The following is an 18,981-nucleotide window of genomic DNA, read 5'->3' as shown; positions in this document are numbered from 1 at the left end:
AAGGCTATCCTTATTCGCTTTGGCATGTCCTCATCGTGTGGCACCCACTTGCGTCCGAGTGGAGCGGCAGACGGGTTTAGGTGACGTCTAGATGCGCATACCCGACAGGGTGTTGGCGGCGCCGAGCAGCTCGCCCACCCGGGTGCGATCCGTCTTCGGCCGCTCGCAGGAGTCGAAGGAGAACAGCAGCGGCTGACCCGGACCGACGAGCACGCTCTGCTCCGACGCGCCCCGCTGCGTCTGCTCCGTCCAGCTCACGGCGAACATCTCCCGGCACCGGAGCTTGACCCCCATCGCGATCCGCAACTGCTCCAGCTCCGTGTCGTCCAGCTCGATCCGTGCCGTGCTGCCGATCTGCAACGTCCCCATCCGAACCCTCCCGTCGGTGTGCGTGCTATGAAACTATCCACACAGTGAGCCGTCTGAGTGGGGGAGTGAGTGGCTCAGTTCACACAGGGGATACCGCCCGCCTGGAGCGGAGCGTTCGGGTCGGTGGTCGCCGCGGTGTGGTTCGGAGCGGGCGGCGACGGGGTCGTGGACACCGTGGCCGGGGGCGCTGTCGCCGGCGACGGCGAAGCGCTTCCCGTGCCGAGCAGACCGGCGACGATGCCCTGGACCGTCGCCGAGTCCACGATGTTCACGGCTTTCCCGTCAATGGTCGCGAACCGCGCGATCGGCAGCGTCTGGAACGACAGCCCGCCGCCGGAGAGCCGCTGCGCGTCGCTGGCGAAGCTCAGCAGGTCGAACCCGTCGTCCACGGCGATGTACTGCTTCGCGGTGTCCAGCAGCCGCTGCATCGTGCCCAGGTCGGTGAAGGTCTCGGCGCGCCGCAGCTTGTGCGCGAGCGAGAGGATGAACGCCTGCTGCCGTCGCGTCCGGTCGAGATCGGTCAGCTCGAGGTCGGATGGCCCGGTGTCGCGCCGCTGCCGGACGAAGCTCATCGCCTGCGCCGCGTTGATCTCCTGCACACCCGCGGGGAAGTCGGCGCCTGAGTACTTGTCCTTCGTCGCGTGGTTGAGGCACACCGTGATGGGCTGTACCGCCTGCGCCACGCGCTCGAAGGCGGCCATCGTGATTTCGACGAAGTGGTCGATCCGCACGCCGCCGAGGAAGTCCGAGACCGTCCGGATCTGGGTCTGCCGTGCGGCTGCGCGCGCCTTCTGGTAGGCGTCGGCCCGGGCGACGCCCTGTTTGCGCAGCGTGCGCAGGTTCTCGTCGAGGGAGAGGCCGTAGGCCTCCTTGATCTTGGACATCCTCACGCCGTCCGGCGCACCCGAAAGCGGGGCGTAGTCATCGCGGGGGATCGAGATCCCGACCGCTTTCCCCCCGTTGGCGGGCAGGTGGATGAGCATGAGGACATTCGCGTTGTATCCGCCGTCGCTCTGGTCGCCCGCGTGGATCGCTTGGTACAGCTCACGTGGGAGCGGGTCGCCGTTCTGGTCCACCCGGCTGTCGAGCCCCATCACCAGGATGTTCGCCTCGCCGTGCGGGGTCGGTGTGGGCGAGCCGGACGGTCCGGCCAGGGTGAAGCCGGAGCGGTGGAGGGAGCTGGTGAGGTCGAAGTAGGCGTACGCTGCCACTCCGCAGGCCGCGACCAGCACAGCGGTGAGCGAGCCGGCGATCAGCATCCTGAGCCGGCGGCGTCGCGCGGCCCCTCGGTGGCGGATCGGGCGGCGGCTGTCTGTCATGGGGCGGTCGTCCGGTGTCATCGGCAGTTCTCTCGCTTTCATCGGGTCGGCTTTCAGAACGTAGGTGGCGTCCTCTGCCTCCGAGTGGTGCGGGTGGCGGGTTGAGTGGCGTGAGTGATCAAGAACAATAGTGTTAGTCTCACCTAACATTATGGACAGGGGTCAATGCCGTCGGCCCGGAGAGGAGAAAGAGGATGAGCACAGGAGGCGACGTCGCCATCACCGCGGGCGAGCGCGCGACGGAGTCAGGGGCGGGCCGGCTGGGTGCCGGACGGCTCCTGCTGCTGGGCCCCGCGTTCGTCGCGGCGATCGCCTATGTCGATCCGGGGAACGTCGCGGCCAACCTCACGGCGGGAGCGAGCTACGGGTACCTGCTCGTGTGGGTGCTCGTCGCCGCCAACGCGATCGCGGTGTTCGTGCAGTACCAGTCGGCGAAGCTCGGCATCTTGACCGGCCGGAGCCTCCCGGAGCTTCTCGGTGAACGGCTGGGCGCGGGCGCCCGGCGCGGCTACTGGGCCCAGGCGGAGGTGGTGGCCGCCGCGACCGACATCGCCGAAGTCATCGGCGGCGCGATCGCCCTGAGCCTGCTGTTCGGGCTGCCGCTGTCGCTCGGCGGGCTCATCGTGGGCGTGGTCTCCATCGGCATCCTCGCCCTTCAAACGTGCCACGGCCAGCGGACGTTCGAGCTGGTCATCGTCGGGTTCCTCGCCGTCATCTCCGTCGGGTTCCTCGCCGGGCTGGTCGTGAGCCCGGTGGAGTGGGGCGCGGCCGCGGGCGGGCTGCTCCCGCGTTTCGACGGGACGCCCACGGTGCTGCTCGCCGCGAGCATGCTCGGAGCGACCGTGATGCCGCACGCGATCTACCTGCACTCCGCCCTCGCGCGCGACCGGCACGGCGTGACCGGCGACCCCGGCCGCATCCGCACGCTGCTGAGCGCCACCCGGCTGGATGTCGTTCTCGCGCTCATCGTCGCCGGCGCCGTCAACATCGCTATGCTCCTGCTCGCGGCCGCGTCCCTCCCGGGCGTTCCCGGGACCGACACGATCGAGGGCGCTCACGCAGCGATCACCGCGGCGCTCGGTCCGGCCATCGGAGTGATCTTCGGGATCGGCCTGCTGGCCTCCGGTCTCGCCTCCACCTCGGTGGGCAGCTACGCCGGGGCCGCCATCATGAGCGGGCTCCTCACGGTGCGGGTGCCTCTGCTTGCGCGCCGAGTCGTCACGCTTGTCCCGGCCGTCGTCATCCTGTCGCTCGGCGTGGACCCGACCTGGGCGCTCGTGCTGTCGCAGGTCGTCCTCAGTCTTGGCATCCCGTTCGCGATGATCCCGCTGCTGCGCCTCACCGGCTCCCGGGCCCTGATGGGCGACCGGGCCGACGCGCTCTGGGTGCGTGCCGCAGGCGGCGCTGTCGCGGCGCTGGTGGTGCTGCTCAACCTTGCCCTGGTCGTCCTGACGCTGCTGGGGTGACGGCGCCGGCCGGATGGCGCTGGCTTGAGTGGAGCGCCTAATTCGGTTCGTTCGTCACCCAGGGGCCGCCGGGCGGGACAGGATGGACATGTCCCGAGGAGGACGGGTTCGTGTCCTGTTGCCGCCCCGGGCCGGCGGGCCTTCCCATTCGAGCAGGTGGTGGGCCCCGGGGAGGGATCGGTTGCTTACCCGCATTGGTCCCGATCCCTCCCCCTTCTCCGGTGCTTGCCCGGGGTGTTGGCGAGGGCACAGCGGAGCCCGCGATCGCCCTGGGCTTTCGGGAGGGAGAGGGCTTTCGGTAGCGCTGGGCTCTCGGCGGGACCGGCCGTTGTCCGAGAGGACGCGCGGGGGCGCACCAGAGACGCCGGCGTTCGGCGCAGCTCTCCGCGAGACGCATCGAAGCGCCGTCCGTTCGGGGGATGGAGCCCCAATCACCTCTCCCCGAGCGTTGTCCGTCACGACTCAGTGACGGCTCTCCACGAGGGTAGGCACGGGCCATTCCCGCGTCGCCGCAATCCTCCGCCGATGGCCGGGATATCACCCTTGAGGTGACGGCAGCCGACCCGGCCCTCGAAAAACGGAGGAAATCAGGGGGTCATCCTCCGCGGCGGCGGAAGGGGCGGAGGGTTAGCCGCGGGGCCGGTCGAACCGGGCGCCCGCCGGGGCCGACGGAAGCAGTGCGAACACCAGGAGCACGATGCTGCCGAACGGGACGAATGTGATGAAGAACCACGGCCCCGCGAGGTTCGCGTCGTGGAGGCGACGCCAGATCAGGGCCAGACGCGGCACGATCGTCGCGACGAACCAGAGGAACCCCAGGGCGCCGACCAGCCAGGGGCCAGGACCGGGGATCCCGGTGCCGTTCTGGGCGATGACGCTGTCGGCGAGGCCGGAGACGAGTGCGAGCCCCCAGAGCACGGCGTTGACGATGATCTCGAACAGGAACCACCACCAGTACTCGCTGCGGCTCGCATGCCCGGTGAAGTCCGCGTACTTCTTGAAGAAGCGCCGCACGCTCCCGCTGAGGCTCGCGCCGGGGAGTGGAGCCCAGAGCGGAACGGTCTCACCGGGTAGCGATGCGCCCGGGGCGGGCGGGGGCGGTGTCTGGTACGTCATGGTCGGTCGATCCTCTCGTTCTGCGGTGCGGTCGAGCCTTGGTGCGGAAAGGCTGGAGCGTCAGTCAACCGCATCCGAGCCGCAGACAGGGTTTGTCCCGCGGCGTGTCTGGTCTCAGAAGGCGGCTGCCGTCGGGCTGCCTCCGCACACCTCGACACCGAAACCGGACGCTGGTCCGGTTATGAGCGTGCGGTGGCGCCATCAGACTCCGTTCGGACGTCGAAGTACAGTCCTGCATGAGCTTTGCAGCCCGGGTTGAACGGCGTCGCGCACACCGGGCAGCTCTCCGTCTCGAGGTAGCCGGCGATGGTGAGCGTCTCCCCGCAGACCCCGCACAGGATGGCGTGTACACCTCGCTCGGCGGCCGGCCAGGGTCGCGCAGGGTGCCCGGCGGTCTCGCCGTGGCAGAGGTGGCACGGGTAGTACTCGCCGCAGCACGCGAACCGGATGGCGATCACGTCCAGCGGGGTGCGGTAGTGGACGCAGCGGGTCTCCTCGTCCACGACCGGGCCGAGCACCCGCGGCCGGCTCACCGGACGCCCCTCGCCGCCAGAGCATCGCCCAGCTCGTCGGCGTGCTTCAGTACGACGATCGTGTAGGGGACGAGGAAAGCGCCGGGGCCGCCACGCACGCCGCGGGCGCGCTGCGCGTCCCGGACGTCCCCGGCCAGGCGGGCGAGCATGGGGATCGTCCCGAACGTGACCGTCAGGAGCAGCGCCGCCCGCTCCGGGTCGAGCCGCACCCGTGCGAGCGGGCGGAGGCCGCGCTCGACGGCGTCGAGCAGGTCGGTTGCCCGTGTGGTCAGCACGAGGAGCCCCGCGAGAGCGATCGCCGCCGTCACGCGGGCCGTGTTGGCGACGGCCGGCTCCGGTCCGAGGAAGACGAGCTGACCGGCGAGAGTGATCGCGATCAGCCACCGCACGGCCAGGATTTGCCGCGCCAGCTCGCGCATCCCGAGCGTCCCATCGCCGAGTTCCGCCGCTGCGTAGCTCAGGACGCTCGCACCAGCGGCGACCGCTCCCGCGGCCCACAGGCTCGGCAGTACCGACACGGCCAGGACCAGCGTGAGGATCAGGAGGGTCTTGGGACCGGCCGGCATCCGGTGCAGCCAGCCGTTCCCGGGCCGGTAGAGCGTCAGCACGCGAGCCTCCTCTGGTACTCGGAGAGCACCGTCTCCGGAGCGCCGGTCGCCGCGAGACGGCCCTCCGCGAACAGCACCGCCGTCTCGCAGCGCGCCGCCAGGTCGAGGTCGTGCGTCACGAGGACGAGCCGGTGCCCGGCGTCCTCCAACAGGTGGCCGGCCACGCGGCGGGCATTGCGCGCGTCCAGGTACGCCGTCGGCTCATCGGCGACGACCAGCTCCGGCCTCCGGACGAACGCGCCGCACAGGGCGAGCAACTGCTTCTGGCCCCCGGAGAGATCGTGCGAGGGCCGATCGGCCAGGGCCGCAAGCCCGAAGCGCTGGAGCGCCTGAGCGACCCTCGCCGCCGACTCCGCGCGCGGCAGTCGCTCCCGGCGGAGGGAGAAGGCGACATCCTCCGCGACGGTCGGCATCACGATCTGCGCGTCCGGGTTGCTGAACACGAGAGCGGTGCGGCGGCGCAGCTCGGCGGCGTCCCGGCGCGGATCGAGGCCCAGGATGCGGACCTCCCCCGCGGTGGCCTCGGCCAGCCCGCCGAGCAGCCGTGCGAACGTTGACTTGCCCGACCCGTTCTCCCCGATCACCGCGATCGTGCGGGCATCGAGCGTGAGCGAGACCTCGCGCAGCGCGGCGGCGCCGCCCAGGCTGACCGTGACGGCGTCGAGGTGGAGCACACTCACCGCACCACCTCCACCACGGCGGCCACACCCATCCCGCCACCGATGGAAGCGGCCGCTACACCGAGGGTCCCGGCCGGGGTCCCCGAGCGGACCAGCCGGCTGAACAGCCGAACCAGTGCCACCGCCCCGCTCGCCCCCCAGGGGTGCCCCAGCGCCAGCGCACCGCCGTCCGCGCAGACGCCCGGGTCGTCGTCCGCGACGCCGATGCGGCCGAGTACGGCCAGACTCTGCGCGGCGAACGCTTCCACCAGCTCGATCGCGGCGATGTCGCCGACCGATACCGCTGCCGCCTCGAGCGCAGCGAGGATGGCCGGCGCCGCTCCGGCTCCGGGCCGGGCCGGGCCGCAGCCGACGATCGCCCCGGAGCGCACGGCGAGCCCCGCTGCCGTTCCCGGCGGGGCGACCAGCACGGCGGCCGCGCCGTCGCCGATGCGCGTCGAGGTCCCCGCCGTCAGCGTTCCGCCAGGGAAGAGCGCGGGAAGCCGCCCGAGCAGCAGGGCGGCCCCGCCGATCGCGTCGTCGCTGTCGCACCCGCCGAGGGGAACCAGCTCGCCGGCGAACCGGCCGGCCTCCCGCGCAGCGCGGGCGCGCGCGTGGCTGCGGGCCGCGTAGGCGTCCTGCCGCTCCCGCGAGATCCCGTCCGCCTGGGCGAGGTCCTCCGCTGCGCGCGGCATGTCCGGGTCCGGGAACCCGGCCGGTGCGAACGGAGCGCGGTCGTAGGGGACACCGCCGGAGGCGCGGACGGGCGCTGTGGAGGCGCTTTCCGCGCCACCCGCCAGTCGCACCCGGCCATCGCCCGCGCGGATCGCCGAGACCGCGTCGAGCACGGCCGCGAGACCGCTCCCGCACTGCCGGTCGACGGTTCCGCCGGGCACCGCCGCACCGAACCCCGCCGCGAGAGCGGCCACGCGCGCCGGGTTGCCGCCCGGCCCCATACAGTTGCCGAGAAGCACATCCGCGAGCGGGAGGGAAGCGTTCGCGGCGGCCTCCCCGTCCGCGAACACGGCCCGCAGCACCGGAGCGGCCAGCTCTTCCACCCGGAAACCGGCGAGCGCGCGCCCGCGGGTGGCGATGGGTGTGCGGCGTGCGGCGATGATGACGGGGTCAGCCAAGCAGCCGCACCTCCCCGTCGCGCGCGGCGGGCCGCTTCGGCGCGCGCAGGTTTCCCCGACGCGGTCCTGGGGAGCGCTCCCGCGAACCACCGGCGCGGAGCGCCGGCAGCTCGATGTCCTGCCCGGGCTCCGGCTCGATCAGCGCTGCCACCAGCGCCCCGATCGGACCACTCGGGAGGCCGAACACCACGGCATCGCGAACACCGGGCGCCGTCCGCAGCACGGCTTCGACCTCCTCCGGGACGATCGTGGCCGATGCGCTCAGGATGGCGTCGTCGGCCCGGCCGAGCAGCCGCAGCCGCCCGCCCGACGACTCGGCGCGGTCCCCGACGGTCGCCCAAGCGCCGTCGCGGCGCAGCGGCACGGGTGTGCCGGCGTAGCCGGAGGCCAGGAAGGGGGAACGGACCCAGAGCGTCCCGTCGCGGAGGTCGAGTTCGACACCGGGAAAGGCCCGCAGGCCGTCGCTGGAGTCGATGGCGATGAAGGAGAGTTCGGCTGCGCCGTAGTACGCGGTCAGGCGGACGCCCGCGGCGGCGGCGCGGGAACGGAGCGCAGGGTCGAGGTGGGAGCCGCCGACGAGGGCGGAGCGCAGCGGGACGGAGGGCGCGGGAGTCTCGAGCGCGGCGTGGAGCGCCTGCGGCGTCGCGTGCAGCGCGGCGGCGGAGCCGACGGCGGCGGGGCCGATGGCCGGGCGGAGGCCGGCGGCGAGCGCGTGCGCGAGCGAGAAGAGCGTGAGCGACGACGATGCCGGAACGGGAACCGCCACAGCGTCCCCCCGCCCGACCCCCAGATACCCCGCGACCGCTGCGTAGGAGGCCGCCCACGACTCCTCGCTCCGCAACACGATGCGCGGTGCGCCGCTGCTGCCCGAGGTCAGCGTCGCCCACGCCGTCCCGGCCGGAGGCCGTGCCGCCGCGGCGGCCGCCCACACAGCCGTCCACTGCGCACGCCCCCAGCGGTCGTCGCCGACGAGAGGGATGTCGCCGGCTGATCGGACGGCGCTCAGCCGTTCGAGGAGGGCGGGGTCGCCCGAGCGGAGGAGGATGATCACAGGACACGCGCCGTCTCCGGCGCCGGTCGCGGCGGCTGGTCTGGCCAGGTGCGGCGGAACGCGCGCGGGTAGGCGCGCACCAGTGTCATCGTGATGGCCGTCGCGAGCGTCGCTTTCGCGATGTCGCCGGGGACGAACACAAGACTGGTCAGTGCTGTCTCGGCGAGCGGCAGCCGGGTCACGAAGCTTTGCACGGGGATGCCGGCCGCGTACACGACGAGGATGCCGCCGGTCGCGATCCCCAGCGCCGTGCGCCAGAGCACCGGCTTCCGCCCGCCCGCGTGGACGAGGAGGCCGATCGTCAAGGCCCCGAAGACCCAGCCGAGCGCGTAGCCGGCGGAGGGCCCCGCGAAGACCGCCGCGCCGCCGCGCCCGCCGGCGAGGAGCGGCAGCCCCACGGCGACGAGTGCGAGAAGAATGGTCATCGAGAGGGCGCCGAGCCACGGGCCGAGGATCGCGCCCGCCAGCATCACGCCGAGGGTCTGCGCGGTGATCGGCACAGCGCCGAACAGTGTGATCCCGCCGGGCAGTCCGAGGACGGCGACGAGCGCGGCGAAGGCGGCGACGCGCGCGATGTCCCGCGCGTCGAGGCGGCGCGAGTGTGCGCGGTGCGGGGCCGGTGCGGGGGCGGAGGTCATGGCGGATCCTAAACTGAACGGTGTTCACCTGAACAGCGTTCACTATAGTGGTGCCGTGACAGGCACCGAAAGCACACGTCGGCGCACTCGCGACGATGTGGCGGAGGCGGCGTTGCGCATTCTCGACGATGTCGGGCTTCCCGATCTCACGATGCGCCGCCTGGCGGCGGCGCTCGACGTGCAGCCGAGCGCGCTCTACTGGCATTTCCCCAACAAACAGACCCTGCTGGCCGAACTCGCGGACCGCATCGTCGCGCGCTCGGCGACGCCCGTCCGCCCGGAGCCTCCCGGGTCATGGACGAACGCTGTCCGCGCCGAGGCCGACCGGCTCCGGGAAGCGTTGCTCGCCTGCCGCGACGGTGCCGAGGTGGTCGCCAGCACGTTCGCGCTCGGACTCGGCTCGCCCGTCGCGCGCGACCGTCTCGCGAGCGCCGTCGCGGGCGGCGGCTTCGACGCGGCGACCTCCCGCCGTGCCGCCGACGCACTGCTGCACTTCATCCTCGGGCACGTCTCGCACGAGCAGCAGCGGATGCAGTACGACAGCCTCGGTGTCCTGGCCGGGACCGGTCGGGGGGCGGCGACCGGTCCGGAAGATCCGGCCTTCGGTTTCGGCTTCGGCGTCGGCCTCCTGGTGAGCGGACTGGAACTCACTCGTTCCCGAAAATGAGCTTCCAGCCTCCGGCGACGTTGGTGGCGAGGTTGTAGAGCGCGGCGGCGATTGCCCCGAGTGCGGAGACGACGATGACTTCCAGCAGGGCGACGACCAGGGTGAAGGTCATCACGTTCGGGAACGTCAGGTCGGAGACGAGCTCGGCGCCTTTCTTTCCGGCGATGCTGGTCAGGAAGTCGCTTGCTGCCCCGATGGCTCCGAAGCGTTCGAGGGCCGTCCAGAGAAGAAGCGCCAGCACGACAGTGAATGCGGCCACGACCAGGCTGACCAGGAAGGACATTTTCAGCGCCGACCAGAAATCGACGTAGACCAGGCGCATGATCACTTGCTTGGCCTGCTTCTTCTGTGCCGGCATCGTGCCTCCCCGTGCTGGTGCTGCCACCGGATGACGGCGTTTCCCGGGTGTTCATTCTAGCGAACGCCGCGAGGCAGGGTGGATAGGGAAGCGAACCGATCGGCCGATTATGCATTTATTAGGGTGTATGCATTTATTAGGGTGGCGAGGGAGGACGCTCGACCGGCGTAGCACGCTTCCCGCCGCCTCGGCCGGGTGGCAGATGGGGGGATGGCGGTCGAGCGCCCCGCCCGTGGCGTCAGTTGATGCACACCTTGTCCGAGTAGCTGGTCGCCGGACCGGAGGGCGTGGGCGCCGGCGTGGCGTGGGCCGGCGAGCCCGGGGCCGCCGTGGACGGCGCGGCGGGCATGATGCCGTCGTCGCCGAGGACGACCGTCACCGTGCTGACGCTGGCTGTCTCCTGTGCTGTGGCCCCGGGGAGGTAGGCGGCGACGGCCTTAGCCTGCGACTCCTGGCCCTTCGGGTACTGGATGACCGTGGTCGCGCGGGTGCTCGCGTCGCCGGCCGTCCCGGTCTTGAACCCCGCGGCGGCGAAGGTCTGGGTCGCGCTGGCGGCGGCGCCGTTCTCGCTGCCGCCGTTGAGGACGGTGACGGTGGTCTCCGCTGGTTTCGCGGCCTTGGCGTCGTCGTAGGCGCTCGGCGTGCCCATCAGGCGCTGGATGAACGCCGGCATCGCGGCCGTGTCCACCTCGACGATCGAGAGGTCCTGGCCGTCGACGGTGATGGTCGGAGTGCCGGTGATCGGGATCGTCGCCGACTGGATCTTGCCGCCAGTCAGTCCTTGCAGCTGAGCGGCGAGCTGCAAGAAGTCGAGACCGGGGTCGGTCTCGATCGAGCCGCTCACGGCGTCCAGCACCTTTGTCAGCTTGCCCGGGTTCAGCAGCGTCCCCGCGGAGAGGAACTTGCGCGCCTCGACGGAGAGGAAGTACTGCTGGCGGACGACGCGGTCCAGGTCGCCGCGCGGCAGTCCGTGCCGCTGGCGCACGAACGACAGCGCCTGCTTCGCGTCCAGCGTCGAGACCCCGGCAGGGAACTTCGCTCCCGAGTAGGGGTCGTTGACCGCCTCGTTCAGGCACACCTCGATCGGCCCGAGAGCCTTAGCAATGGTGTAAAAGCCGAGCAGCGAGACGCGGACGTAGTGGTCGATGCCCAGCCCTGTGAGGTTCTGCACGGTCTGGATGAGCAGCTTCGCGCCCGCGGCCGAGTCGCTCGCGCCGCCGCCGAGCGAGAACGCGGCGTTGAGTTTGTTCATCCCGTGGCCGGGCACCGCCACCCAGGAGTCGCGCGGCAGTGAGATCAGCGTGGCGGACTTCCCATCGGCCGGGACGTGCAGGATCATCATCGTGTCCGTGTTGGTGCCGCCCCCGTCGCCGGTGGTGCTCAGCTGGTCGAGTTCGGCCTTCGTCGCGCCATCGGGCCGGTGGTCGTCGCCGACCAGCAGGATGTTCTGGTCCCGGCCGTCCGCGTCGTGCGCCGGCTTGTCGATCACATCGACGTGGGAGACGCCCCCGATGAACCGGAAGTAGCTGTAGGCCGCGTACCCGCCCACGACGATCAGGAGCACAGCGAGGCAGGCCGCCGTCCAGGCGAGGATCCGCTTCGCGCGGCGGCGCTTGCGGGGAGGACGGTCGCCCCCGGAGCCTCCGCCGCCGTTTTCCGGGAGGGCCGGGCCACCCCGGCCGCCGTCTCCGCTGTGACCCCCTCCGCCCAGCCCGAACGGATCGAACTCCGCCGTTCTCGCACCGGCCCGTGTGCGCCCCGAAGCCGTCTCGGCTGCCGGCCGGGTCGCCCGAACCGGCCGGCGCGGGTCGCGCTGCTGGTCCGCGGGGACGCGGCCGACGATCTCGGTCGTCGGTTCATTGCCGTCGGCACCGGGATCGTTCACAGAGAAATTCGGGCGTCGCACACCGGAACATTAGAGCGCCTACCCTGCGAAGGGCCTGTTTTCACGAAAATTTCCCGAGAAATCGTTAGCAAGTCCGGGCCGCTCTCCCCGTCGTCGCACGGAGAAGAGCCGTTGCGAGAACTCTTACGGTTCCGCTGTGCCCGCTCGCGCATCTGGGCCGCTCGCCCCAGCCGGGGTCGGACGGCCCGGATCAGCTCTGGCAGACCGGGCAGAAGGAGGTGACCCGCTCCGTCAGCTCCGTGTACCCGAGCCGGCCCCGCCGGATCGGTGTCCCGCAGCGACGGCACGGCTGCCCCTGCCGTCCGTACACCCAGGTGGTGCGCCCGCGGCGGGTGTCGCCGGTCGTCACCCGCACGCTCCGGTCGCGGTTCGCGGCCAGCAACCGGTGGGCGAGATCGACCGCGGCGGGGATGTCCGCCTCGCGCACCGGCCGGGTCGGCAGCATCCCGCGCAGGAAGCACAGCTCGTTCGCGTAGACGTTCCCGATCCCCGCGAGGGCGCGCTGATCGAGCAGGGCGACCGCGACCGGCGCCCCGGGACGCTCCCGGAGGCGTCGCACCGCCTCGGCGGCCGAAGCCGCATCCCAGCCCGGGTCCAGCAGATTCGGCCCGAGATCGTCGACCGCCTCGTCCTCCCGTTCCCGGGGAAGCAGGTCCAGCGTCCCGAGCAGAAACCCGACCGCCTCGCCTTCCGCGGTCCGGAGCACGACGCGCGCCTGGTGCGCGGGATGCCGCCAGCGGCCGCCCGGCGGGTACACCTCCCACGAGCCGTCCATCTTCAGGTGGCTGTGGACGCTGTGCCCGCCCACCCGGATCAGCAGGTGCTTCCCGCGGCTGACCACCTCGTCGACGCGCTGCCCGCTGAGGTCCACGGTCGCATACGCGGGTACGCGGAAGTCGGTGGCCGTGAGCACCCGCCCCGCGAGCGCCCGGCGCAGCCGGTCAGCGGCCTGGTAGACGGTGTCTCCCTCAGGCATGCGCGGGCCTCATCCGCGCAGCCGCAGCCCGCGCGGGGTGGGCAGGAAGCCCGCCTCTGTGAGCGCTTCGCCGAGCGGCGTCCCGAGTACGAAGCCGCCGTTTGCGGTCTCGATCGCCAGTATGTCCACGCGCCGGCCGGTCACCAGCGCCGCGAGGGCTCGCGCCGTCGCCGCCAGCGCCGGGCGGCCCGCATCGTCTGTCTCCGCCGCCACGAAGCTCAGGAGGCTCTTGCCGCCGCGTTCGACGTACAGTGTCAGATCGCCGTCGACCAGGACGACGAGCGCTCCGGCCTTCCGCCCGGGGCGGTGCCCGGTCCCCGAGCCGGTCGCGCCCCCGTCCGCTCGCGGGACGGCCGGCCACGGCAGCGCGGCGCCATACGGATTCGCCGGATCGGTCTCGGCCAGCGCGACCGCCCCGAACGGCCGTTCCTGCGTGTGGTCACGCGCGAACGAACGCAGCCGGTTCACGGTCGGCCCGCTCGCGAACTGCGCACCGCCCAGCGTCTCCACGAAGTAGCCGCGGCGCGCCCGCCCGGTCCCCTCGAACCCGCTCAGCACTTTGTACGCGAGGGCGAATCCACCGGGCGTCCCCTCGTTCATCGCCGAGCCCCGGGTGACGAAGCCGTACCGCTCGAGCAGCGTCTCGGCCTGCCCGTGGGCGCGGACCGTGGAGGCGAGGTCACGCTCCGGGAGCAGAGCCCAGCGCCCGGCTGCGGTCGGCGGCCCCATCCGGGCGGTCACCGCCGAGCGCCCGCTTGCCCGCCCGCGGTACATCCGGGAGCGTGTCGGCTGGCGGGGCCGCTTGTGTGCGGTGCCGCCGCCCGTGTGCGTGCGCAGCGGCGCGAGCGTGTCGTTGGTGACCAGTCCCGCCCAGACGAGGTCCCAGAGAGCGGTGACGAGTGTGGAGTCGTCCACCGGCGCGCCGCTCTCCGCCCCGAGAGCGTCCGAGAGCTGGCGGAAGAAGTACCCGCCGCCGCGAGCGAGGGCCGCCAGCACTCCCCGCTGCACCTGGTCGGGCCCGGACTCGACCGGGGGGGGGGGGCGAGCGCGCCCATGTCGATGCCGAGCTTCAGGCTCGACGTCGCGACCACGCAGCGCAGGCGGCCGGATTTGAGGTCGTCCTCGATCAGGGCGCGCTGCTCCTTGCTGACGGAGCCGTGGTGAGCCTGCGCGAGCACGGGGGCCTCGGCATCGTCCGTCACGGCCTGCGAGCCGCGGGTCTGGCCGGCGGCGCCCATCAGCTCGGCCGGGGGGGGGGGGGGCTTTCTCTGCGCCCGCGGCTTCCCCGGCCTCCTCGCTCTCCGTCCCGCCGAGCGTCCGCTCTTCGTAGATCTCGTTCAGGCGGGCGGTCAGCCGTTCCGCGAGCCGTCGCGAGTTCGAGAACACGATGGACGATCGGTGGGCGAGCACCCGATCGACGATCGCCTCTTCGACGTGCGGCCAGATGGACCCCGCTTGCGGTGCCGAACCGTCGTTGCCGCCGCTCGCGAAGGTGGAGGCGCCGAGCTCGCTCATGTCCTCGACCGGCACGACCATGCGCAGGTCGAACCGCTTGCCCGTGGGCGGCGCGACGATCTCCACCGGGGCCTGCCCGGCCAGGAAGCGGGCGACCTCGTCCGGCGGCCGGCACCGTCGCCGACAGCCCGATCCGCTGCGCGGGGCTCGGCAGCAGGGCGTCCAGCCGTTCCAGGGAGAGCGCCAGGTGTACACCGCGTTTGGTCGAGGCGACCGCGTGAACCTCGTCGACGATCACCGTCTCGACCGTTCTCAGCGTCTCCCGGGTCTGCGAGGTCAGCATCAGGAAGAGCGACTCCGGTGTGGTGATCAGGATGTCGGGCGGATTCGATATGAGCGCCCGCTGGCCGGCCGAGGGGGTGTCGCCCGAGCGCACGCCCACGCTGACGTGCGGCGGCTCCGCCCCGAGCCGTTTCGCTGTCTGCGTCACGCCGACGAGCGGCGCGCGGAGGTTCCGCTCCACATCCACGCCGAGCGCCTTCAGCGGCGAGATGTAGAGCACGCGCGTCCCAGGCTTCGCATCGGCCGGCCGCGGCTCGCTCGCCAGGCGGTCGATCGCCCAGAGGAAGGAAGCGAGCGTCTTCTCGGAACCGGTCGGCGCGATCACCAGTGCGTGCCGACCCCGCGAGATCGCCTCCCACGCGCCCGTCTGCGCCTCGGTCGGTGCGGCGAAGGCCCCGCGGAACCAATCTCGGGTGGCGGGGGAGAACCGGTCGAGCACGTCGCTCATCCACCCATCATGCCCCCGGCCGCCGACATCGCGGCCTGGCGAGCTCGGCTCAGCGCGGCAGAAGCTCGCGGATGAACGCCGAGATGTCGCCCAGCTCCAGCTGGGAGATGGCGTGGCCCATCCCCTCGTAGACGCGCTGGTCGAGCGCCGAGTGCGCGGGCAGCCAGTCCGCTGCGCGGTCGATCGACACGCCCGGGATGACCTCGTCGAGCGTGCCGCGCCCCCAGAACACCGGAGGGCGGCGTTCGGCGAGCCGGGCATCCCCGTCCTGCCTGCCCTGCACCACGAAGCCGGAGAGCGTGACCGCGTAGTCGAAGCGCTCCGGAGCCAGCCGCAGCACCTGGAGGGCGAGGGCTCCGCCCTGCGAGAAGCCGAGCAGCCCGGTCGGAGCCTCCGGCTGTTCGGCCAGCCAGTCCAGCACCGCGCGGGCGGCCGCGTCGGCGTTCCCTGCGAGCGGGTCGGCCGGGACGTTGGTGAACCGTGAGAACCACGCGAAGCCGGGGCCTTCCGGGATGGGTGCCCGCAGCGAGGCGATCACCGGCTCCAGCGGCAGGTACGCGGAGATGCCGAACAGATCGGCCTCGTCGGAGCCGTAGCCGTGCAGGAGGACGAGGATCGGTCGGCCGACGCGATCGCGCTCACCCGCGGACCAGAGCACCGCTTCACGATCGATGCGGAGGTCTGGAGCGGGGAACGCCACCCTCCATTGTGCGTCGTGGCCGGTGTCTCTCCACAGCCCCCGATCGAGTGCCGCCTTTCCACAGCACCCGGTCGCTGCGGTCCGGCCCGGACGCCGTTCCGTAGGATCGGTCCATGAGCGTGCGAACCCCCGACCCGGAGCCCACCCCCGACCCGACCCCGGGCGACGGCCGGCAGGCCGGTCCGGCCTGGCTGAGCGACATCGAGCTGGAGCAGGTGCGCCGCCGCCTGCCTCTGCTCTACGTCGAGGCAGTTCCGGTCCGCGTCGACGGCCTCGGGCAGGTCGCCGAGGTCGGCGTTCTCCTGCGGGCGAACGCTGTGGGGGAGATCACGCGCACCCTCATCTCCGGCCGCGTGATGTACGGAGAGACGCTGCGCGAGGCGCTCTTCCGCCACCTGGAGAAGGACCTCGGCCCGATGGCGTTCCCGCTGCTGCCGGTGAGCCCGCTCCCGTTCCAGGTGGCGGAGTACTTTCCGCTGCCGGGCGTCTCGCCCTACACTGACGAGCGGCAGCATGCGGTGTCTCTCGCGTACGTCGTCCCGGTCACCGGCACCTGCGAGCCGCGGCAGGACGCGCTCGAGATCACCTGGATGACACCGGAGGAAGCGGTGTCATCGACCGTCTGCGACGAGCTCGAAGGCGGCCGAGGGGCGCTGATCAAAGCGGCGATGGGCGCGGCCGGAAGGCTCTTTTAGTCTCCGCCCCGCGCGATTCACGGCCGGGCTTCGTGCGTACACACCTCCGCTCCCAAGGCTTCCGGCTTGGGAGCGCGGGCGGCAGTGCCGCGCTTCGTTGTGCTGCTTTCTGGATCAAGGGTCGTTGCGATTGCTCGCGGCCTGCGGATGAGGTACGCGAGGAGTGCGATCCCCGCAACGACCACCACGGTGACACCGCCCCAGACAAGAAGCACGACCATCAGATGCATGCTTTTATCCTTTCATCAGAGGTCGGCGTCCTCTAGTAGCTGGCCCAGATGGTGTAGCCGACGTTGCCTCGGATGGCGTAGTTGAAGCTCGCCACTGCGCTGTAGGTGACCGACAGCGCTCCGATGGCGTAGGCGGGGCTGCTGTTGGTCGAGCCGGAGCTGCGCCCGATGTAGGTGCTTGGGTTGTTCGAGGTTCCGCCAACCACGTTGGCGTACACTGGGCTAACGGATGTGATCTGGGCGGGATACCCGGCGGCGCTGCCGAGGGTGCGCACATTCATCGTGAACCAGAACGTCAGCAGTGGTTCGCTGTGCCGCACCTTGCAGCCGTTGAAGTTCCACCCGTAGGGGTACGGGCCGAGCGGGGTGGAGCGCACAGAGGCAGCCCTGCCTGTCCGGCCGTCGGACGCTTCCACGCGCGGGATCTGGCTGGTGAGCTCCGATCGCGACCCGTCGGCGAAGATGCTCCGCGTGTGCGCGTTCTCCCCGTCCGTCCACGTCTCCGTCTCCGTCGGTTCAGCGCCGGTCATCGAGTCCCACGCCTGCGGGAGAGGGCGGGCGGGCACCGCGGCGCTCGCCGCCCGCACCACGCCGGAGGGGACGGCTGCCGCACGCTGAGACGGTTCGCAATCGTCCGGAGGCTGCGGGTCAGCCGGCGGTGGGGGCTGCGCTGTTCGCGCCCCGGCCCCTGCCGCCTCGGCGACGGCGACGACCCGAGGGCGTACCCTCGTCTCCGGCCCCGCCCGCCCGCCCGGCGGACTGCCGCTCCGCGGTCGCGCTCCGCTCGCTGTGGGGGTCTCGCGTCGAGGTGCTGTGGACGACGCGCACCTCCCCGCTGCGCCCGTCGCTGCTCGCCCGGCGCGCTCCGGGCCGGCCGTTCGCGGGCAGCGTGGCCTGGCCGGTCTGCGTCCGTGAGCGGGCGGGGGCGTTTCCGCCGGTCTGCGCCCGCGGGCGCTGATCGCGGCCGTTGCGATCGCGGCCGGTGTCCCGTCCGCTGCCGGTGCCTGCCGAGCGGCCTGCGCCCTGTCCGCGCCCGCCGCCCTGCCCCGGTGCGGCCGGGGCGATGCGCTCAGCCGGCTCGCCCACGAGTGCGCGCACCGGCTCTGACCGCGATGTCACCTTCTGCGGCGTCGTCGTGATCGCGGCTGCCCGCAGCAGGCTGCGCATGTCGCCCGCCTGTTCCGGCAGCATCACCGTGACGACATCTCCCGCGCTCCCCGCGCGCGCGGTGCGTCCGGAGCGGTGCAGGTAGGCCTTGTGCTCGGCGGGCGGGTCGACGTGGACGACGAGTTCCACATCGTCCACATGCACGCCGCGCGCGGCGACATCCGTGGCGACGAGCACGCGCACATCGCCGGAGCCGAAGGCCGCGAGGTTGCGGTCTCGGGCGCCCTGGCTGAGGTTTCCGTGCAGATCGACGGCGGGGACGCCGGCGGAGGTGAGCTGCTTGGCCAGGCGCTTGGCCTGGTGCTTCGTCCGGGTGAACAGGATGCGCCGCCCCTGGCCGGAGGCAAGCGCGTTGACCAGCTCTTTCTTCGCTTCCGCTTCGGCGACCTCGAAGACGTGGTGCGTCATGGCCTCGACGTGGCTGGTCGCTTCGTCCACCGAGTGCAGCACCTCATCGCGGAGGAAGCGTTTCACGAGTTTGTCCACGCCGTTGTCCAGTGTCGCCGAGAACAGCAGGCGCTGGCCGCCGGCCGGTGTCTTGTCCAGGATGCGGGTCACGGTCGGCAGGAAGCCGAGGTCGGCCATGTGGTCGGCCTCGTCGAGCACGGTGATCTCGATCGCGTCGAGCGACAGTATCCCCTGCTTCATGAGGTCGTCCAGCCGCCCAGGGCAGGCCACGACGATGTCGACGCCGGCCCGGAGGGCGGTGACCTGGCGGTTCTGCGAGACGCCGCCGAAGATGGTCGTCGTCCGCAAGTCCAGCGCCGCCGCGAGCGGTGCGAGGGTCGCGTCGATCTGGGTTGCGAGCTCGCGCGTCGGGGCCAGGACGAGGCCGCGCGGGCGGCGCCCCCGGGAAGCGGCGCCCGCGCGGTCAGCGCCGAGCCGCGCCGCGAGCGGCAGCGAGAACGCGATGGTTTTGCCGGAGCCGGTCTTGCCCCGTCCCAGCACATCCCGTCCCGCGAGGGTGTCGGGGAGGGTGCCGGCCTGGATGGGGAACGGTTCGGCTTTGCCGTCGGCGGCGAGGACGGAGACGAGGGCGGCGGGCACGCCGAGTTCGGCGAAGGTCTGGTGGGTCACGGGGCGCCTTTCGGGCAGCGGGCGAGGCGGCGTCGGAAGGCGCGGCGCTCGCCGTGGAGGGGAGGATC

At 72.0% G+C, this 18,981-nt stretch carries 21 protein-coding genes and 1 pseudogene; 4 read left to right on the top strand and 18 right to left on the bottom strand.

All coding sequences use genetic code 11. From position 1 onward, the window contains the following. Positions 1-87 precede the first annotated feature (87 nt). The gene (locus LXX_RS10310) at positions 88-369 is read right to left on the bottom strand and encodes a hypothetical protein (protein WP_011186780.1); all 282 of its coding nucleotides are present in this window, start codon (positions 367-369) and stop codon (positions 88-90) included. Positions 370-443: 74 nt separating this feature from the next. After that, complete coding sequence (locus tag LXX_RS10305) at positions 444-1,709, bottom strand: LCP family protein (protein WP_223227642.1); 1,266 nt, start codon at positions 1,707-1,709, stop codon at positions 444-446. A 173-nt stretch (positions 1,710-1,882) separates the two neighbouring features. On the opposite strand from LXX_RS10305, the gene LXX_RS10300 reads away from it, so the two are divergent. Continuing rightward, a complete protein-coding gene (locus LXX_RS10300; protein ID WP_011186778.1) occupies positions 1,883-3,154 on the top strand; it encodes an Nramp family divalent metal transporter in 1,272 nt (423 codons plus the stop codon). Positions 3,155-3,781: 627 nt separating this feature from the next. On the opposite strand, the gene LXX_RS10295 is transcribed toward LXX_RS10300, so the two are convergent. The 7 genes from LXX_RS10295 to LXX_RS10265 form a co-directional block, all read right to left on the bottom strand. Beyond that, positions 3,782-4,270, bottom strand: coding sequence for a DUF805 domain-containing protein (locus LXX_RS10295; RefSeq protein WP_011186777.1), 489 nt, complete (start codon positions 4,268-4,270; stop codon positions 3,782-3,784). A 179-nt stretch (positions 4,271-4,449) separates the two neighbouring features. Beyond that, complete coding sequence (locus tag LXX_RS10290) at positions 4,450-4,803, bottom strand: CHY zinc finger protein (protein ID WP_011186776.1); 354 nt, start codon at positions 4,801-4,803, stop codon at positions 4,450-4,452. Continuing rightward, positions 4,800-5,411, bottom strand: a complete 612-nt coding sequence (locus LXX_RS10285) for an energy-coupling factor transporter transmembrane component T family protein (protein WP_011186775.1) — start codon at positions 5,409-5,411, stop codon at positions 4,800-4,802. The genes LXX_RS10290 and LXX_RS10285 overlap by 4 nt, the downstream gene beginning before the upstream one ends. Further along, positions 5,405-6,091, bottom strand: a complete 687-nt coding sequence (locus tag LXX_RS10280) for an energy-coupling factor ABC transporter ATP-binding protein (RefSeq protein WP_011186774.1) — start codon at positions 6,089-6,091, stop codon at positions 5,405-5,407. Before LXX_RS10280 ends, LXX_RS10285 begins: the two co-directional genes overlap by 7 nt. Continuing rightward, positions 6,088-7,203 (bottom strand): thiolase family protein, encoded by a 1,116-nt coding sequence (locus LXX_RS10275; protein WP_011186773.1) that lies wholly within the window; start codon positions 7,201-7,203, stop codon positions 6,088-6,090. The genes LXX_RS10280 and LXX_RS10275 overlap by 4 nt, the downstream gene beginning before the upstream one ends. Beyond that, positions 7,196-8,254, bottom strand: coding sequence for an AMP-binding protein (locus tag LXX_RS10270; RefSeq protein WP_011186772.1), 1,059 nt, complete (start codon positions 8,252-8,254; stop codon positions 7,196-7,198). Before LXX_RS10270 ends, LXX_RS10275 begins: the two co-directional genes overlap by 8 nt. Beyond that, complete coding sequence (locus LXX_RS10265) at positions 8,251-8,892, bottom strand: biotin transporter BioY (protein WP_011186771.1); 642 nt, start codon at positions 8,890-8,892, stop codon at positions 8,251-8,253. Before LXX_RS10265 ends, LXX_RS10270 begins: the two co-directional genes overlap by 4 nt. A gap of 55 nt (positions 8,893-8,947) precedes the next feature. Between LXX_RS10265 and LXX_RS10260 the strand changes: the two genes are divergently transcribed. Next, positions 8,948-9,559: a TetR family transcriptional regulator gene (locus LXX_RS10260; protein ID WP_011186770.1), complete on the top strand. Its 612-nt coding sequence runs from the start codon at positions 8,948-8,950 to the stop codon at positions 9,557-9,559. Here LXX_RS10260 and LXX_RS10255 read toward each other — a convergent pair. From LXX_RS10255 to LXX_RS10230, 6 genes and pseudogenes are all read right to left on the bottom strand, one after another. Beyond that, positions 9,540-9,917 carry a DUF3566 domain-containing protein gene (locus tag LXX_RS10255; protein ID WP_041767756.1) on the bottom strand — a complete coding sequence of 126 codons (378 nt, stop codon included), beginning with the start codon at positions 9,915-9,917 and terminating at the stop codon, positions 9,540-9,542. The two genes, LXX_RS10260 and LXX_RS10255, sit on opposite strands and share 20 nt — an antisense overlap. Before the next feature lie 238 nt (positions 9,918-10,155). Beyond that, positions 10,156-11,802 carry an LCP family protein gene (locus LXX_RS10250; RefSeq protein ID WP_011186768.1) on the bottom strand — a complete coding sequence of 549 codons (1,647 nt, stop codon included), beginning with the start codon at positions 11,800-11,802 and terminating at the stop codon, positions 10,156-10,158. A 211-nt stretch (positions 11,803-12,013) separates the two neighbouring features. Beyond that, entirely contained in the window at positions 12,014-12,799 is a 786-nt protein-coding gene (locus LXX_RS10245) for a DNA-formamidopyrimidine glycosylase family protein (RefSeq protein ID WP_011186767.1), read from the bottom strand. A gap of 9 nt (positions 12,800-12,808) precedes the next feature. Continuing rightward, on the bottom strand, positions 12,809-13,795 hold the full coding sequence (locus LXX_RS15850) for an Lhr family helicase (protein WP_041767750.1): 987 nt from the start codon (positions 13,793-13,795) through the stop codon (positions 12,809-12,811). A gap of 2 nt (positions 13,796-13,797) precedes the next feature. After that, positions 13,798-15,044 (bottom strand): annotated as a pseudogene (locus tag LXX_RS15845) (DEAD/DEAH box helicase); the annotation flags it as partial. 49 nt (positions 15,045-15,093) lie between these two features. Further along, on the bottom strand, positions 15,094-15,744 hold the full coding sequence (locus LXX_RS10230) for an alpha/beta hydrolase (protein WP_011186766.1): 651 nt from the start codon (positions 15,742-15,744) through the stop codon (positions 15,094-15,096). 113 nt (positions 15,745-15,857) lie between these two features. Between LXX_RS10230 and LXX_RS10225 the strand changes: the two genes are divergently transcribed. Next, entirely contained in the window at positions 15,858-16,439 is a 582-nt protein-coding gene (locus LXX_RS10225) for an NUDIX hydrolase family protein (protein WP_041767745.1), read from the top strand. 17 nt (positions 16,440-16,456) lie between these two features. Here LXX_RS10225 and LXX_RS10220 read toward each other — a convergent pair whose 3' ends face one another. Then, positions 16,457-16,669 (bottom strand): hypothetical protein, encoded by a 213-nt coding sequence (locus tag LXX_RS10220; protein ID WP_041767742.1) that lies wholly within the window; start codon positions 16,667-16,669, stop codon positions 16,457-16,459. A gap of 32 nt (positions 16,670-16,701) precedes the next feature. Continuing rightward, positions 16,702-17,085, bottom strand: coding sequence for a hypothetical protein (locus LXX_RS14470; protein ID WP_192807299.1), 384 nt, complete (start codon positions 17,083-17,085; stop codon positions 16,702-16,704). Positions 17,086-17,101: 16 nt separating this feature from the next. Between LXX_RS14470 and LXX_RS14465 the strand changes: the two genes are divergently transcribed. Then, positions 17,102-17,287, top strand: a complete 186-nt coding sequence (locus LXX_RS14465; protein WP_141692816.1) for a hypothetical protein — start codon at positions 17,102-17,104, stop codon at positions 17,285-17,287. Between the two features lie 30 nt (positions 17,288-17,317). Here the strand turns inward: LXX_RS14465 and LXX_RS10210 are convergent, their stop codons facing one another. Next, positions 17,318-18,913 (bottom strand): DEAD/DEAH box helicase, encoded by a 1,596-nt coding sequence (locus LXX_RS10210; RefSeq protein WP_011186763.1) that lies wholly within the window; start codon positions 18,911-18,913, stop codon positions 17,318-17,320. Between the last annotated feature and the right edge of the window lie 68 nt (positions 18,914-18,981).

It is taken from the genome of Leifsonia xyli subsp. xyli str. CTCB07, from assembly GCF_000007665.1.
Lineage (GTDB): Bacteria > Actinomycetota > Actinomycetes > Actinomycetales > Microbacteriaceae > Leifsonia > Leifsonia xyli_C.
Note: the sequence above shows the minus strand (reverse complement) of the source record. Positions and strands in the feature narration are given on the sequence as shown.